At 61.4% G+C, this 13,625-nt stretch carries 9 protein-coding genes; 2 read left to right on the top strand and 7 right to left on the bottom strand.

All coding sequences use genetic code 11. The features are described 5' to 3' along the window. Positions 1–6 precede the first annotated feature (6 nt). The 7 genes from ACO6VD_RS18435 to ACO6VD_RS18405 all read right to left on the bottom strand — a co-directional run bounded on the left by ACO6VD_RS18435 (position 7) and on the right by ACO6VD_RS18405 (position 11,463). Positions 7–1,134 carry an acyl-CoA dehydrogenase gene (locus tag ACO6VD_RS18435; protein ID WP_422421113.1) on the bottom strand — a complete coding sequence of 376 codons (1,128 nt, stop codon included), beginning with the start codon at positions 1,132–1,134 and terminating at the stop codon, positions 7–9. A gap of 8 nt (positions 1,135–1,142) precedes the next feature. Beyond that, positions 1,143–2,336, bottom strand: a complete 1,194-nt coding sequence (locus ACO6VD_RS18430) for an acetyl-CoA C-acyltransferase (protein WP_422421112.1) — start codon at positions 2,334–2,336, stop codon at positions 1,143–1,145. Between the two features lie 17 nt (positions 2,337–2,353). After that, a complete protein-coding gene (locus ACO6VD_RS18425; RefSeq protein WP_422421111.1) occupies positions 2,354–3,121 on the bottom strand; it encodes an SDR family NAD(P)-dependent oxidoreductase in 768 nt (255 codons plus the stop codon). A gap of 11 nt (positions 3,122–3,132) precedes the next feature. Next, positions 3,133–4,785, bottom strand: coding sequence for an AMP-binding protein (locus ACO6VD_RS18420; protein ID WP_422421109.1), 1,653 nt, complete (start codon positions 4,783–4,785; stop codon positions 3,133–3,135). A 130-nt stretch (positions 4,786–4,915) separates the two neighbouring features. Continuing rightward, complete coding sequence (locus tag ACO6VD_RS18415; protein WP_422421107.1) at positions 4,916–9,424, bottom strand: NEL-type E3 ubiquitin ligase domain-containing protein; 4,509 nt, start codon at positions 9,422–9,424, stop codon at positions 4,916–4,918. A gap of 79 nt (positions 9,425–9,503) precedes the next feature. Beyond that, entirely contained in the window at positions 9,504–10,526 is a 1,023-nt protein-coding gene (locus tag ACO6VD_RS18410; protein ID WP_422421105.1) for an AraC family transcriptional regulator, read from the bottom strand. Positions 10,527–10,599: 73 nt separating this feature from the next. Beyond that, positions 10,600–11,463 carry a LysR substrate-binding domain-containing protein gene (locus ACO6VD_RS18405; protein WP_422421103.1) on the bottom strand — a complete coding sequence of 288 codons (864 nt, stop codon included), beginning with the start codon at positions 11,461–11,463 and terminating at the stop codon, positions 10,600–10,602. A 112-nt stretch (positions 11,464–11,575) separates the two neighbouring features. Here ACO6VD_RS18405 and ACO6VD_RS18400 point away from each other — a divergent pair, with 112 nt between their 5' ends. Both ACO6VD_RS18400 and phnX read left to right on the top strand, forming a co-directional pair. Then, complete coding sequence (locus tag ACO6VD_RS18400; RefSeq protein WP_422421101.1) at positions 11,576–12,682, top strand: 2-aminoethylphosphonate--pyruvate transaminase; 1,107 nt, start codon at positions 11,576–11,578, stop codon at positions 12,680–12,682. A 30-nt stretch (positions 12,683–12,712) separates the two neighbouring features. Further along, positions 12,713–13,540, top strand: coding sequence for a phosphonoacetaldehyde hydrolase (gene phnX / locus ACO6VD_RS18395; protein WP_038613009.1), 828 nt, complete (start codon positions 12,713–12,715; stop codon positions 13,538–13,540). Positions 13,541–13,625 lie beyond the last annotated feature (85 nt).

The following is a 13,625-nucleotide window of genomic DNA, read 5'->3' as shown; positions in this document are numbered from 1 at the left end:
GCTCCTTCAAAGATTGCGCGCAATGACCATGCGCTGAATGTCGCTGGTGCCTTCATAGATCTGGCAAACCCGCACATCGCGGTAGATCCGCTCCAGCGGGAAGTCGCTCAGATAGCCATAACCGCCCAGGGTCTGCAAGGCTTCGGAGCAGACCTTTTCGGCCATTTCCGAGGCAAACAGCTTGGCCATCGACGCTTCAACCAGCGCCGGACGCCCGGTATCCCGCAGCGCAGCGGCATGCAAAACCATTTGCCGGGCAACTGCGACCCGGGTCGCCATGTCGGCCAAGCGAAATGCCACGGCCTGATGCTCGATCAATGGCTTGCCGAAGCTCTGCCGTTCGCGGGCGTAGTCACGGGCCACCTCGAACGCGGCGCGAGCCATGCCCACCGACTGCGATGCGATACCGATGCGTCCGCCTTCAAGGTTGGCCAGGGCGATCTTGTAGCCTTCACCCTCCTCACCCAGACGGTTGGCTACCGGTACCCGCACATCGTCGAAGACGATCTGGCAGGTATCAGAAGCATGCTGGCCGAGCTTGTCCTCGACCCGCGCAACCTGGTAGCCGGGTGAATCGGTCGGAACGATAAACGCACTGATACCGCGCTTACCGGCAGCAGGATCAGTAACGGCGAAGACAATGACCACGCCGGCATTCTGCCCGGAGGTGATGAACTGTTTGCAGCCATTGAGCACATAGTGCTCGCCGTCACGGCGAGCGCGGGTCTTCAGGCTGCTGGCGTCGGAGCCAGCCTGGGGTTCGGTGAGGGCAAAGGCGCCGAGCATCTGCCCGCTTGCCAGCGGCGTGAGGAACCGCTGCTTCTGGGCGTCAGTGCCGAACTTGAGGATCGGTACGCAACCCACCGAGTTGTGCACGCTCATAATGGTCGAGCACGCGCCATCGCCCGCGGCAATTTCTTCCAGGGCCATGGCATAAGCGACATAGCCGGTATCGCTGCCGCCCCACTGCTCTGGCACCAGCATGCCAAACAGGCCCATCTCGGCCATCTCTTCGATGGCCTCCTTGGGAAAGCGATGTTCGCGGTCCCATTGTTCGGCAAACGGCCGCAGACGTTCCTGCGCAAACTGGCGGACCGCGTCACTGATTTGCTGTTGTTCGTCATTGACTAGCATGGTGCACCTCAGTACAGACACTCGACGGCCATAGCGGTCGCTTCACCGCCACCAATGCAGATGGCTGCAACGCCACGGCGCAGGCCTTTCTGACGCAAGGCCGCCAGCAAGGTGACGAGAATGCGTGCGCCCGATGCACCAATCGGATGGCCCAGAGCACACGCGCCGCCGTGGATGTTGACCTTGTCATGGGGCAGGTCCAGGTGCTTCATGGCCGCCAGGGTGACCACGGCAAAGGCTTCGTTGATCTCGAACAGATCGACCTCGGCCAGATTCCAGCCGGTGCGTTTCATCAGTTTGTCGATGGCGCCAATCGGTGCTGTCGGAAACAGTGCCGGGGTGTCGGCGAAAGCGGCATGGCCATGGATGACGGCCAGTGGTTTGAGTCCCTGCTTTTCAGCCTGGGAACGACGCATCAGCACCAGGGCCGCCGCGCCGTCGGAAATGGAACTGGAGTTGGCCGCAGTGACCGTACCGCCGTCACGGAAGGCCGCTTTGAGCTGGGGAATCTTGTCCAGGCGAGCCTTGGGTGGCTGTTCGTCATCACTGACCAGACGCTGGGTCTTGCCTTCGGTGACCTGCACCGGGACGATCTCACTGGCAAAGCTGCCGCCCTTGATCGCCTGTTGCGCGCGGGTCAGCGAGGCAATCGCGAAGTCGTCCTGTTGCTGACGGCTAAAGCCATTGGCCTCGGCGCAGTCCTCGGCGAAGGTCCCCATCAGACGCCCCTTGTCGTAGGCATCCTCGAGGCCATCGAAGAACATATGGTCGATGATCTTGCCGTGGCCCATACGATAGCCGCTGCGCGCCTTGTCCAGCAGGTACGGCGCATTGGACATGCTTTCCATGCCGCCGGCCACCACCACATCAGCGCTGCCGGCCAGGAGCATGTCGTGAGCCATGATGGTCGCCTGCATGCCCGAACCGCACATTTTGTTCAAGGTGGTGCAGGTGGTCGACTTGTTCAATCCGGCACCCAAGGCAGCCTGTCGGGCAGGCGCCTGGCCCAGGCCGGCGGGTAACACGCAACCGAACAGCACCTGCTCGACACTGTCGGCAGCAACGCCGGCACGCTCTACCGCGGCGCGAATGGCAGCAGCACCGAGTTGTGGAGCAGTGAGGCTTTTCAGGTCGCCCTGCAGGCCACCCATGGGGGTACGCACGGCGCTGACGATTACGATCGGATCATTGGCGAGGGTCATGATAGGTACTCCTGCAATTACTTGGCGGCCATGCGCAAGGCACCGTCGAGACGGATCACCTCACCATTGAGCATGCTGTTTTCGATGATGTGCCGTGCCAGCGCAGCGTATTCCTGTGGACGGCCCAGGCGTGGTGGGAATGGCACACCGGCCGCCAGCGAATCGCGTACTTCCTGAGTCATCCCAGCCATCATCGGCGTTTCAAAAATACCTGGGGCGATGGTCATCACGCGGATGCCAAAGCGTGCCAGCTCACGCGCCGCTGGCAGCGTCAGGCTGGCGATGGCGCCCTTGGAGGCGGCATAGGCGGCCTGGCCGATCTGGCCGTCGTAGGCGGCAATCGAGGCGGTGTTGATAATGACCCCACGCTCACCTTCGACGCTCGCTTCACCTTCGGCCATGGCTGCAGCGGCCAGACGCAGCAGATTGAAGCTGCCGATCAGATTAACGTTGATGACCCGGCTGAAACTCTCCAGGCCATGGGGGCCGTTCTTGCCCAGGACTTTCTCGGCACCGACAATGCCGGCGCAGTTGACCAACCCCTGCAGGCTGCCAAACGCGGCAACAGCAGCGTCGACTGCGGCCTTGGCCGCTGCCTCCTGACTGATGTCGGCAACGGCGAAACGCGCCTTGCTGCCCAGCGCTTGGGCTTTGGCCTGTACGGCTTCGGCATTGAGGTCGACCAGCATGACCTGGGCACCGGCGTCGATGAGCATTTCGGCAGTGGCGGCGCCGAGCCCCGAGGCCGCGCCGCTGACGATAAAGTTCTTGTTGGCAATCTGCATGATGGGGTTCCTCAGGCGCTGGCGGTCGAGGCCAGCGCGGCTTGTTGTTTGGCTATTTCCTGATTACGCAGGATGAAACGCTGCAGCTTGCCGCTCGGCGTTTTCGGCAGCTCGCTGACAAATTCGATTTCCCGTGGGTAGGCGTGGGCATAGAGGCGCTGGCGCACATGCTGCTTCAAAGCCTCCGCCAGTTCCTCGCTGGGCTGTTGGCCGTCGGCCAGCACCACGAAGGCCTTGATCAGTTCGGTACGTTCCGGGTCCGGTTTGCCGACGACGGCTGCCTCGATCACCGCGGGATGCTCGATTAGCGCACTCTCGACATCAAAAGGGCCGACCCGGTAACCGGAGGTGGTGATCACATCGTCGCTACGCCCCACGAAGCTGATGCTGCCGTCAGCGTTCAGCTCAACGGTGTCACCACTCAGGTAGTACTTGCCGATGATGGATTTGGTCGGCACGCCGTGGTACCCGCCAAACCAGCACAGCGGCGACTGTTCCCGGTCCACGGCAAGAATCCCCGGCACTCCGACAGGCAGTTCGTGGTTGTGCTCATCAAGCACGACAATGCGGTGCCCGGGAATGGCGAAGCCTGCCGATCCGACGTGCACCGGATGCTGCAAACCATGGTGGTTGCACAGCACCATGCCCAGTTCGGTTTGTCCGTAGTGGTCATGAATAGTCACCTCCAGCTCATCGGCAAACCAGCGGATCACCTCTGGATTGAGCGGCTCACCGGCACTGCTGACCACCCGCAGACGGCCTTCGATGGGCTTGGAGAAGGTCCCGCCAGCGGCAATCAGCAGACGATAGGCGGTAGGTGAGCCGGCCAGATTACTGATGGCGTACTTGTTGATCACCCGACACGTACTCTCGACGCTGAACGGCCCATCGTAGAACGTGGTGGAATGGCCCAGCGCCAGAGGACCAGTCACGGCGTAGTACAGGCCGTAGGCCCAGCCCGGATCGGCCAGGTTCCAGAAATTGTCCTCGTCGCGCAGGTCAATCGCATCGCGCATGTAGCCCTGGAAGGCAACGATGGCGCGTAGCGGTACCAGCAACGGTTTGGCCGGCCCAGTGGTGCCTGAGGTAAACATCATCAGAAATGGCGCATCGCCACTGAGCAGCACCGGCTCGCACTGAGGGCTGGCGGAGTCCAACGCTTGATGAAAATCCACGTCAGGAGCGTCTGCCTGGGGCCTGACACAGATGATTGCCGGGCAATCGACGACCTCATCGAGCTTACTGCGGTTGCTACGGTCGGTGATCACCACCCGGGCAGCGGATTGGTGCAAGCGATGCTCAATGGCTTTGGGGCCAAAAGCCGTGAACAACGGCTGGTAGACCGCCCCCAGGCGCCAACTGGCCAGCACGGTGACCAGCAGTTCAGGAATTCGCGGCAAAAGGCCGGCGACCCGATCACCAGGACCCACACCCTGAGCACGCAAGACATTGGCAAACCGTGCGGCCTGTTCCTGCAGCTGCTCGAAACTGTACTGCGCATGATCGCCATCACGCCCTTCCCAATTCAGGGCGATTCTGTCGCTGCCGACATGGCGATCGCAGCACTCGACACAGGCATTGAGCGCATCAAGGCCACCCTGCAGAGTGGCGTCGGCCACTCGGGAATAGTCAAAGCCGCTCGCGGCCTCAGCGTAGTCACGCATCGTCAGACTCCTGGTTCTTATTGTTGGAGTAGCACCATGAATCTGACGATAGTCGCGCTGGATGGGCCTTGGGACAATGGCCAAAGCTGTCAAACTGGATGACTGGTTTGGCCGCGCGCCCTGACGGGCTTCAACTGCCTCCTTCGCCTGCCCGCTCGACGGCCAGGGCTTCACGGGTCAGGTCCAGCGCCAATGCCTTGAGCGCCTGCTCACGCTCGCTGGCCAACTGGCTGGCCTGTTCCAGGTAAGCGCCTTCATTGCTACCCTCCCCGTCGTTCAGCGCTTCAAGCCGGTCCCAGAACGGTTGTTCGACGGCTGTAAAGCGCTCGGCGTATTCGCGGTGCAGATACTCCAGCCAAAAGTCCCGCTGACTGATGTATTCGGCCAGGGCATCGCTGTTTTCGGCATCCCGGACGACCTGCACAGCATCGGCAAGTTGCGCATCGCTGACCCCGGCGACCGCCTGGAACTGCATGGTGGCAGGCTGCCCCGGCAACCCCAGCTCACGCGCCAGGCCGCTGCGATAGGCCAGGTTGACCTCGACTTCATCGACTCCCCGTCCGGCAGCCCTGCGCAATTCGATATCCTCACGGGCTATCTGCTCGACCCGGTCCAGACGGAACAGTCGCCTGGCGACGTCCAGGCGTGCAGCGCTCACCTCAGCTGATTCGCTGCGTTGCAAGGCGCGGGCAAGGAAAACCCGGACCTCGAGGGCGCTAAAACAGGAGGAAACACTGTCAACACAGGTGCGCGGATTAGCAGCGAGGCTGAACAGTTCCTGACGCAGCTCACTGCTTTGCTGCGCCGCCTCGAGCATCTCCCATACGCGCCGCTCCAGGTCATCCCGGGCCTGGCGAAAGTCGCTGGTGCCGGACAACTCACTGATCAACTGGAAGAATTCGTGGCTATCGGGCTCGGCCAGCAAGCTGTCCCACACTGTGCCCCGTTGTTGCTGGACCAGAGGGTCTGAAGCTTGAGTCCACTCAGTCCTGCTCACCTGCACGTCGGGTCCGGCAGGGCGGACAATCAAAGGATCGGGTGCATTCAAGCGCAGCATGGTCGCCCGCGACAGCGGGTTGGATTGCAGCGACAACGCGCGTCGGAATGAGTGCGGCGCTTGCAGGATTTCATTGGGTACGCTGGCGATCTGATTACTGCGCAGGTCGGCGTGCTCAAGAAAGGGACACCAGGTCAGGCCCGATGGTACAGCCTGCAATCCGCAGTTACGCAGGTACAAATCACTCAAGCGTGACGGTTGGCGAAACCGCAGGTTGATTGGGCCGAGCGGATTGCCACTTAGGTTCAGCGTACGCAGTTGCGGCAGACTCGCCAGTTCATCAGCGCCGGGTCTGGTCAAGTGAATACGGTTATCGTTCAACCGCAGGGTTCGCAGTTCGTTGAGCTGGTCAAGACCCGCCGGTAGCACGGCGAGCTGATTGTTACTCAGATTCAGCCAGCGTACTTCCCTGAAGTTTTGCAGGAAACTCACTGGAAGCTGCTGCAACTGCAGGTTTACCAGGACGAGATCGGTGACATGGTTGAAATCAGCCCGTACCGGCAACTCAGGCAACGTTTGCAGCCCCGTACCGAACAGGCTCAAGCGCATTCCCAGCGATTGCCCGTGGTGATCCCTGATTGGCTCGCCCTGCAATCGCCAGCAGCGCCGCAGTTCTTCAGCCGCAGCCAGGCGGGCGCGGTGTGCGGGCGCTTGCGAAGCATTACTCACCCAGGTGGCCAGGGACGCATCCAACTGCTGGTACTCGTGCTCCTGGCTCAGCAAACTACTGAAGGCCGAGCCAGGCGCCTGAAGCAGAATACGGAGGTAGCCCTCTACCTGGTTTTCACTGAAGCCGACATAAAGGGCGCGGATGCGCGCGCGCAGCATGCTTTCGATCTGGCTGCGGCCTCTCCCGCGCCCACTCAGCAGATAGCCAACCCGACCATCGGCCAGGCGCTGACCCGGGTTGAACCAGGGTTTGACCTCGCGCCAGCCCAGCAGGCGCTCCAGTTGTTCGCGACTCGTCGGCAACCAACCTTGTACATCGCGGCGTACCTGCTCTGCAGCATCGGTTCCAGACCAGCGCAATCGCGCCCGCTGGTCATCCTGCAGGACGGCAAGCAACACTTCTGGCAAGCCTGCTGGTTCCTCGATTCCAAGGTCCAGTTCATAGCCCTGACGATCGTACAGCGAAAAGCGTCCTGCGCGCCTCACCATTACTCGCGCATCTTCGCTCTGCGGGTCCAGCACTGCAAGGCGGCGGCCGCTCTCGGAGCCTTCGCGCAATTCAAGGTTGACGTCGCTTGGCCATCGCGCATGATTACGCAGCAGATTGAACGTCAAGTCGACCGAGTCGGCCTGATAACTGCTCCGCAGAAACAGCCCCTCGCGCATCCGCGTCAGCCTCGCATGGCGAAGCAGCGAGCGCGCCTGCTCCGCCAGCGCCAAGGGAATGCGCTGCTCTTCGGTCATGCGCAGCCGATCCGCGTCATTCGCCTGCTGCAGCAGGTGCAATGCATACGCATCCGGCAGGCCCGGAAAATCTCGCTGGACAAGTGCCAGTGCATCATCAGCGGCCAGGTACTGCCGGCTGAAATGCTCAAACAGCCCCTCGCGCAAATGTCCGGACTGATCAAGTACTTCGCTGCGTTGCTCGGCTGCGCTCAGATCCGTCGTATCGATCTGCGCCAGACACCAGGTGTAGAACTCCGGGTCACCTTCCGCCGACTCAAACTGCTCGAGCTCTGTGAAAAAGCTTTCGATCCGTGCATCGACACTGAAGCGCTCCAGGGTGTCGCGCAAACTCACTGGCAGCGAACGGTTCTCTACCAGCAGGCCGCGCAACTCATCCTCATCGACACCTGACACCTGCAGGATCTGTTCGACCCGCAGTACATCGAGACTGGCCACTTGCGGCCACAGGCGACTCAACAGCAGCGCGCTGCCTTGCCATTCAAAAGGGTGTTCGAAGCTCAAGCGCCAACTGCGCTCGCCATTGAACCGCAAGCTCGGCGCGTAAGCCTGCGGACGCTGTGGATGCTGTAGCTGCCAGCGGCCCTGGCGCTGACGAACCTCGTAGAAGGTGTTGTCGTGTCGCCACCAATGGCGCTGGCCATCGCTGTGCAGGCCATTATCCAGCACCTGCGTTTGCTCCGGCACATCCTGCGCGGCATAGGGACTCAGGTCTTCGGACCAGAGACGCTGGTCACCTGCATTACTGTTGATGGGAACCATGCCGTCGACGAAATCACTGCGGGCAAAACCTCGGGCTACCACCCCTGCCCCTACCGCGACCCCTGCCCCTACCGCCAGGGTTTCGGCTACCCCCAGCAGGTGCTCCATGGCTTCGTGCTGATGACCACGAGACCAGTCACGCACACCTTCGAAGGTTTCCGAGAGAAGTTGCACAGCTGTCTGCGCCAGCAGCAGAGCCCCAACCACAGGTACAAACAGACCTGCCACGTTGAGCATGAGCAGGCCGACACTCTTCATCTGTTCAAGTCGCTGCTCGGAGGCCGCGTGGTCGGCATCTCCAGTCGGCACCAGAATCTGCCGGGCATCATCCTTGATACGGAGTATCTGCATAGCTGCCAGGCTGTCGAAAACATCAACAGCTGGGACCTCGCCTGTCGGCTCCAGGTCAGGTGACGGGTCCGCGAGGCGCTTGGCCAATGTGCTGAGCATCCCAGGCAATTGTCTGAGACCGATCCGGCGGCGCACGTACGTATCAACGCCAGGTTTGCTCAAGTCCGCCGCCAGTGTGTCATTCAACTGCGACCAGGAATCGAAACGGTACAGGGAGCGCTCGGGAGCGTCGGGCAAATACAGCAGCACGCGCTGGACCTGTTCATCAGTGTCGCGATGTTCAAATGCCAGAGCCCCATCGATCTGGCAACCCAGCAGCTTGAACTGCAAGACCCGCCAACCAAGACCTGGAGCGTAAGGCCGCGAAGCATCAGCCACCATTTGACGTAACATTTGCAGGTCGGCCTGATCAATCTCACCCTTTGCCGCGGCGATCTCTGCCAGCAGCGCCAACCCTTTGCGCTTATCCTGCGCCAAAGCACTCTGCATCTCCCCGGCGAACATCTCTTCAAGATGAGCCTGATAGTCCTGACCTATATCCTGCTCGCGGCAGAACGCAGTGATTATGTCGGTTTGATTGACAATCAGATCCACCGGGTTGCTAACAGGAACAGGGTCCTTGTCTGAAGAAGCCAGGCCCGAGCCCAGGTAAAAGCTCGTATTGGGCATGAAGCTCTGCATCAAGCGCTGCAACGCAGGTTGATGGACAAAGTAAATCGTGTCTTCTGGCAGCAATCCTCCCTGCGGAACTCGAAATGAACGCCGTAGCTCGCGCCAGTAGAGATCGCGAAGCTTCTCCTTCACTTCAAGAGCCTGCAGAAAAGGCTGAAGTCTATTTTCGGCAAAGGTGTCCGGGGAAATGATCCCGGCACTCGCCTGTTGCAGTTGATCCTGGCTGGAGCTATGCGCCCGCCAGCCCTCGCGAATCGCATTGATCTGCTCAGGTGAAGCACGCGTCAACCAGGCCGGCAGACGCTCCTTGATGAAATCATCGGTGGCATTGGCGATTTTTTCTGCGACGCCAGCTGGGCCTGCGCTGGGTTGGCTTTGTGTCATGACGGTCGTCCATGTGATGGTCGGAGCCGTCAAGCTTCCACTGCCCACGTCGGTCAATGCAGAAGGAAAGCACTCGCCTTCAGTCTCGTGCCTGCCCTTGCAGAATCACCGTTCGATAATGCCCCGGGTTGCAACCGAACCACTTGCGAAACGCCTTGTAGAACGAGCTGCTGTCAGCAAAACCAAGGCGCTCGGCAATGTCGGCAAAGCCCAGCTCAACCTCGGCCAGCCAGGTGATCGCCAGTTCCCGCCGTACACTGTCCTTGAGGCCCTGGTAGGTCTGCCCCTCTTCCGCCAGGCGGCGGCGCAGGGTCGAGGCAGACAGGCACAGGTGACGCGCCAGGCTGTCGGCGTCAGGCCATTGGCCGGGATCCATCTGGCGTAGATCCTGGCGAACCCGACGTGCCAGGCTGGCCGGATCGCGGTATTTGACCAGGATGTTTCCAGGCGCCTCGGCGAGGAAGCGCTGCAATTCTTCCTCGCTGCGCTTGAGCGGTAGATCAAGACAATCCGCAGCGATGATCATCCGTGAGCGCGGGCGATTGAACTGCAGGTTCTCCGAGAACATCACCCGATAGTCGTCGCAGAACGGTGGCTCTGCGCAGCGCAACTCGATGGCCAGGATCGGAATGCGCCGTCCGGCCAGCCAGCAGGCGACGCCGTGGACGATCATCCAGAAAGTGAAGTAAGTGAAGGCGCGGCGCGGCTGCTCACGTGGTTCACCAATGACAATTTCGGCCAGGCTCTGCTGACGGATCATGGCCGGTTGCAGGTCTTCGAGCATCAGCGACAGAAAGGTCAAAGCCGTATCCAGACCCGCAGCCAGAGTCGGCTGAGCCATCGCCGCACGACACAGAAACGCCAGGCTGCCGCTGCGCAAACCGCGCGGGTCCATACCGAAAAATTCGTCGTTTGTACGTCGTGCCAGCAATCGCCAGAGCTGTGCGTAGGCACTGGCCGGCACCCGTGCATCAGCCTGTTCAAGCAGGATCGGATCGATACCGATGCGACTGAGCAAAGCCTGGCTCGGCGCACCCGGCGCACAGCTTTGCAGCAATGCCTCGCGCACCAGTTGCATCGAGATGGTGTCTTTACCCGCCATCAACAGTACTTCGCCTTACCCGTCTTGTTTGACGGCCATCTTAGGGGCCGCAGCAAAAAATGCCAGCGCCGCGTCATACCGTCGGCGCCAGGCTCAGGAACGCCTGGATCAGGCGCAACTCCCGGCGCCGCTCCAGGCATCCGATCATGTGCCGGTTAACCAGCCCAGGTCCTGCAATCGAACGCGCCACCACGCGCGGATCATGGCTGACCTCAACCGAAGACACGATACCGATACCCAGTTCGGCGGCGACCGCCTCGGTTACCGCTTCACGGCTGTCCAGCTCCAACAGAACCCGAGGCTGAACCTCAGCTTGCGTACAGGCCTGGTCGAAGGTACGACGGGTGATCGAGCTGGGTTCGCGCAGCACCATGATTTGTCGATCCAGCTCGCTGATCGGTAGTGCTTGCCCATCAACCGCCCAGGGGTGACCTGCCGGCAACAAGGCACAGATCTGCGAGTCGCCCAGGTTCTGCAAGTGCAGCCCCTTGCGCGGTTCAACCTCGGTCAGCACGGCCACGTCCGCGTGTTCACCCAGCAGCGCAGCCAGGGTTTCCTGGGCGTTGCCCAGGCGCAGGTTGACGGTGATGCCGGGATAGCGCGCGCGCAGCTGGGCGAGCATCGGCATGACCCGGTGCGGGCCGTCGGCAGCCACCTCCAGACGTCCGGTGAGCAACTGGCGGTTGGCCTCAAGCATGGCCTGGGCTTCCTCGGCCAGGCCAAACATCGCCCGGGTGATCGCGGCCAGGCGCGTGCCCTCTTCAGTCAGCTCAACGCGCCGCGCGGTGCGTCGCAGCAAGGTGATCTGGTAGTGCTCTTCCAGGGCCTTGATATGCCCCGTGACCGCCGGCTGGCTGATGAACAAGCGCGCCGCAGCGCGGGTGAAACTGCCCTCGCGGGCCACGGCATCGAATGCTCGGAGCTGAAACAGATTCATATCTATCGGCCTGACTTATGGCTGGCATAACAACAAACAATTTGATTGATGACGCGCAGAATTGCAACTTAGGCCCCGTAGTTTCAGCCCACCGCTTGTGAGGAACTCCGGAATGAGCAACGCCCCTATCCTGCTGACCCCAGGTCCTTTGACCACCTCGTCCCGCACCCGCCAAGCGATGATGGTGGACTGGGGCTCGTGGGACCGTGATTTCAACCAACTGACCGCCAGCCTCTGCGAGCAGCTGCTGGCCATCGTCAACGGCGCCGACAGCCACCACTGTGTGCCCCTGCAAGGCAGCGGCACCTTCGCCGTGGAAGCTGCCATCGGCACCCTGGTGCCTCGCGACGGCAAGGTTCTGGTGCTGATCAACGGTGCCTACGGCCAGCGCCTGGCGAAGATCTGCAAAGTACTGGGCCGCGCCTACAGCACCTTTGAAACCGCTGAAGACCAGCCGACCACCGCAGCAGACGTCGACCGTCTGCTGGCGGCCGATACCAGCATCACTCATGTTGCGCTGATCCACTGCGAAACCAGCACCGGCATCCTCAACCCGCTGGCAGAGATCGCCGCAGTCATCGCCCGCCACGGCAAGCGCTTGATCATCGATGCCATGAGCTCGTTCGGCGCGCTGCCCATCGATGCCCGCGAAGTCCCTTTCGATGCCCTTATCGCTGCCTCCGGCAAGTGCCTGGAAGGCGTACCTGGCATGGGCTTCGTCTTCGCCAACAAAGCCTCCCTGGCGGCGGCTGAAGGCAACTCGCCGTCCCTTGCCATGGACCTGCAGGATCAACACGCCTACATGGCCAAGACCGGCCAATGGCGCTTCACACCGCCTACCCATGTTGTCGCCGCATTGCACGAAGCCCTGCTGCAGTACAACGAGGAAGGTGGCCTGCCTGCCCGTCACCAGCGTTACGCCAGCAACTGCAAAGTGCTACTCGATGGCATGGCGGCAATAGGTCTGCACAGCTTTCTGCCCGCCGAGATCCAGGCACCGATCATCGTCACCTTCCATGCGCCAAACGATCCGCGCTACCAGTTCAAGGACTTCTACGAGCGGGTCAAGGCCAAGGGTTTCATCCTCTACCCGGGCAAGCTGACCCAGGTCGAGACCTTCCGCGTCGGTTGCATCGGCGTCGTCGGACCGGACGGCATGCAAGCCGCCGTGAACGCTGTGGCCGAAGTGCTGCGGGAAATGGAAGTACTGGACATCTGAAGCGCTGACACACTCTCTAGGAATTCGCACATGAACTACAGCAACCCAACGCAACTGCAAGCCGCCATCCTCGACTGGGCCGGCACCGTGGTCGACTTCGGCTCCTTCGCGCCGACCCAGATCTTCGTCGAAGCCTTTGCCGAGTTCGACGTCGAAGTCTCTATCGAAGAAGCCCGCGGCCCGATGGGCATGGGTAAATGGGATCACATCCGCACCCTGTGCGATCAACCGCAGATTGCCGAGCGCTATCGCAAGGTGTTCGGTCGCACCCCCACTGACGACGACGTCACTGCAATCTATGAGCGCTTCATGCCCTTGCAGATCGAAAAGATCGCTGTGCACTCAGCCTTGATCCCCGGCGCCCTGGACACGCTGACCGGTCTGCGCAAGGACGGCCTGAAGATCGGCTCCTGCTCCGGCTACCCGAAAGTGGTGATGGACAAGGTGGTTGAGCTGGCCGCGCAGAATGGCTATGTCGCCGATCACGTGGTGGCAACCGATGAAACGCCAAACGGTCGCCCATGGCCGGCCCAGGCCCTGGCTAACGTGATTGCCCTGGGCATTGATGATGTAGCGGCCTGCGTTAAAGTCGACGATACCGTACCCGGCATCCTCGAAGGTCGCCGCGCCGGCATGTGGACCGTCGCGCTGGTGTGTTCGGGCAACGCCCTGGGCCTGACCTACGAAGGTTACCGCGCCCTGGCTTCGGACACCCTGGACAGCGAGCGCAAGCGCATCCATGCCCTGTTCGAAGGTTCACGCCCACATTACCTGATCGACACTATCAACGAGCTTCCAGAAGTAATCGCTGATATCAACAAGCGTCTGGCCCGCGGAGAGATGCCACAGTCAGTGTAAGACACCCGGTGGGAGCGGGCTTGTCCCGCGATTGCGATCTGTCAGTCACCTCGCATCGCGGGGAAAATCCGTCCCCCCCACTTCC

Source organism: Pseudomonas sp. GZD-222 (assembly GCF_049310525.1).
Taxonomy (GTDB): Bacteria; Pseudomonadota; Gammaproteobacteria; order Pseudomonadales; family Pseudomonadaceae; genus Aquipseudomonas.
This window is presented reverse-complemented; position numbering and strand designations above follow the sequence as displayed.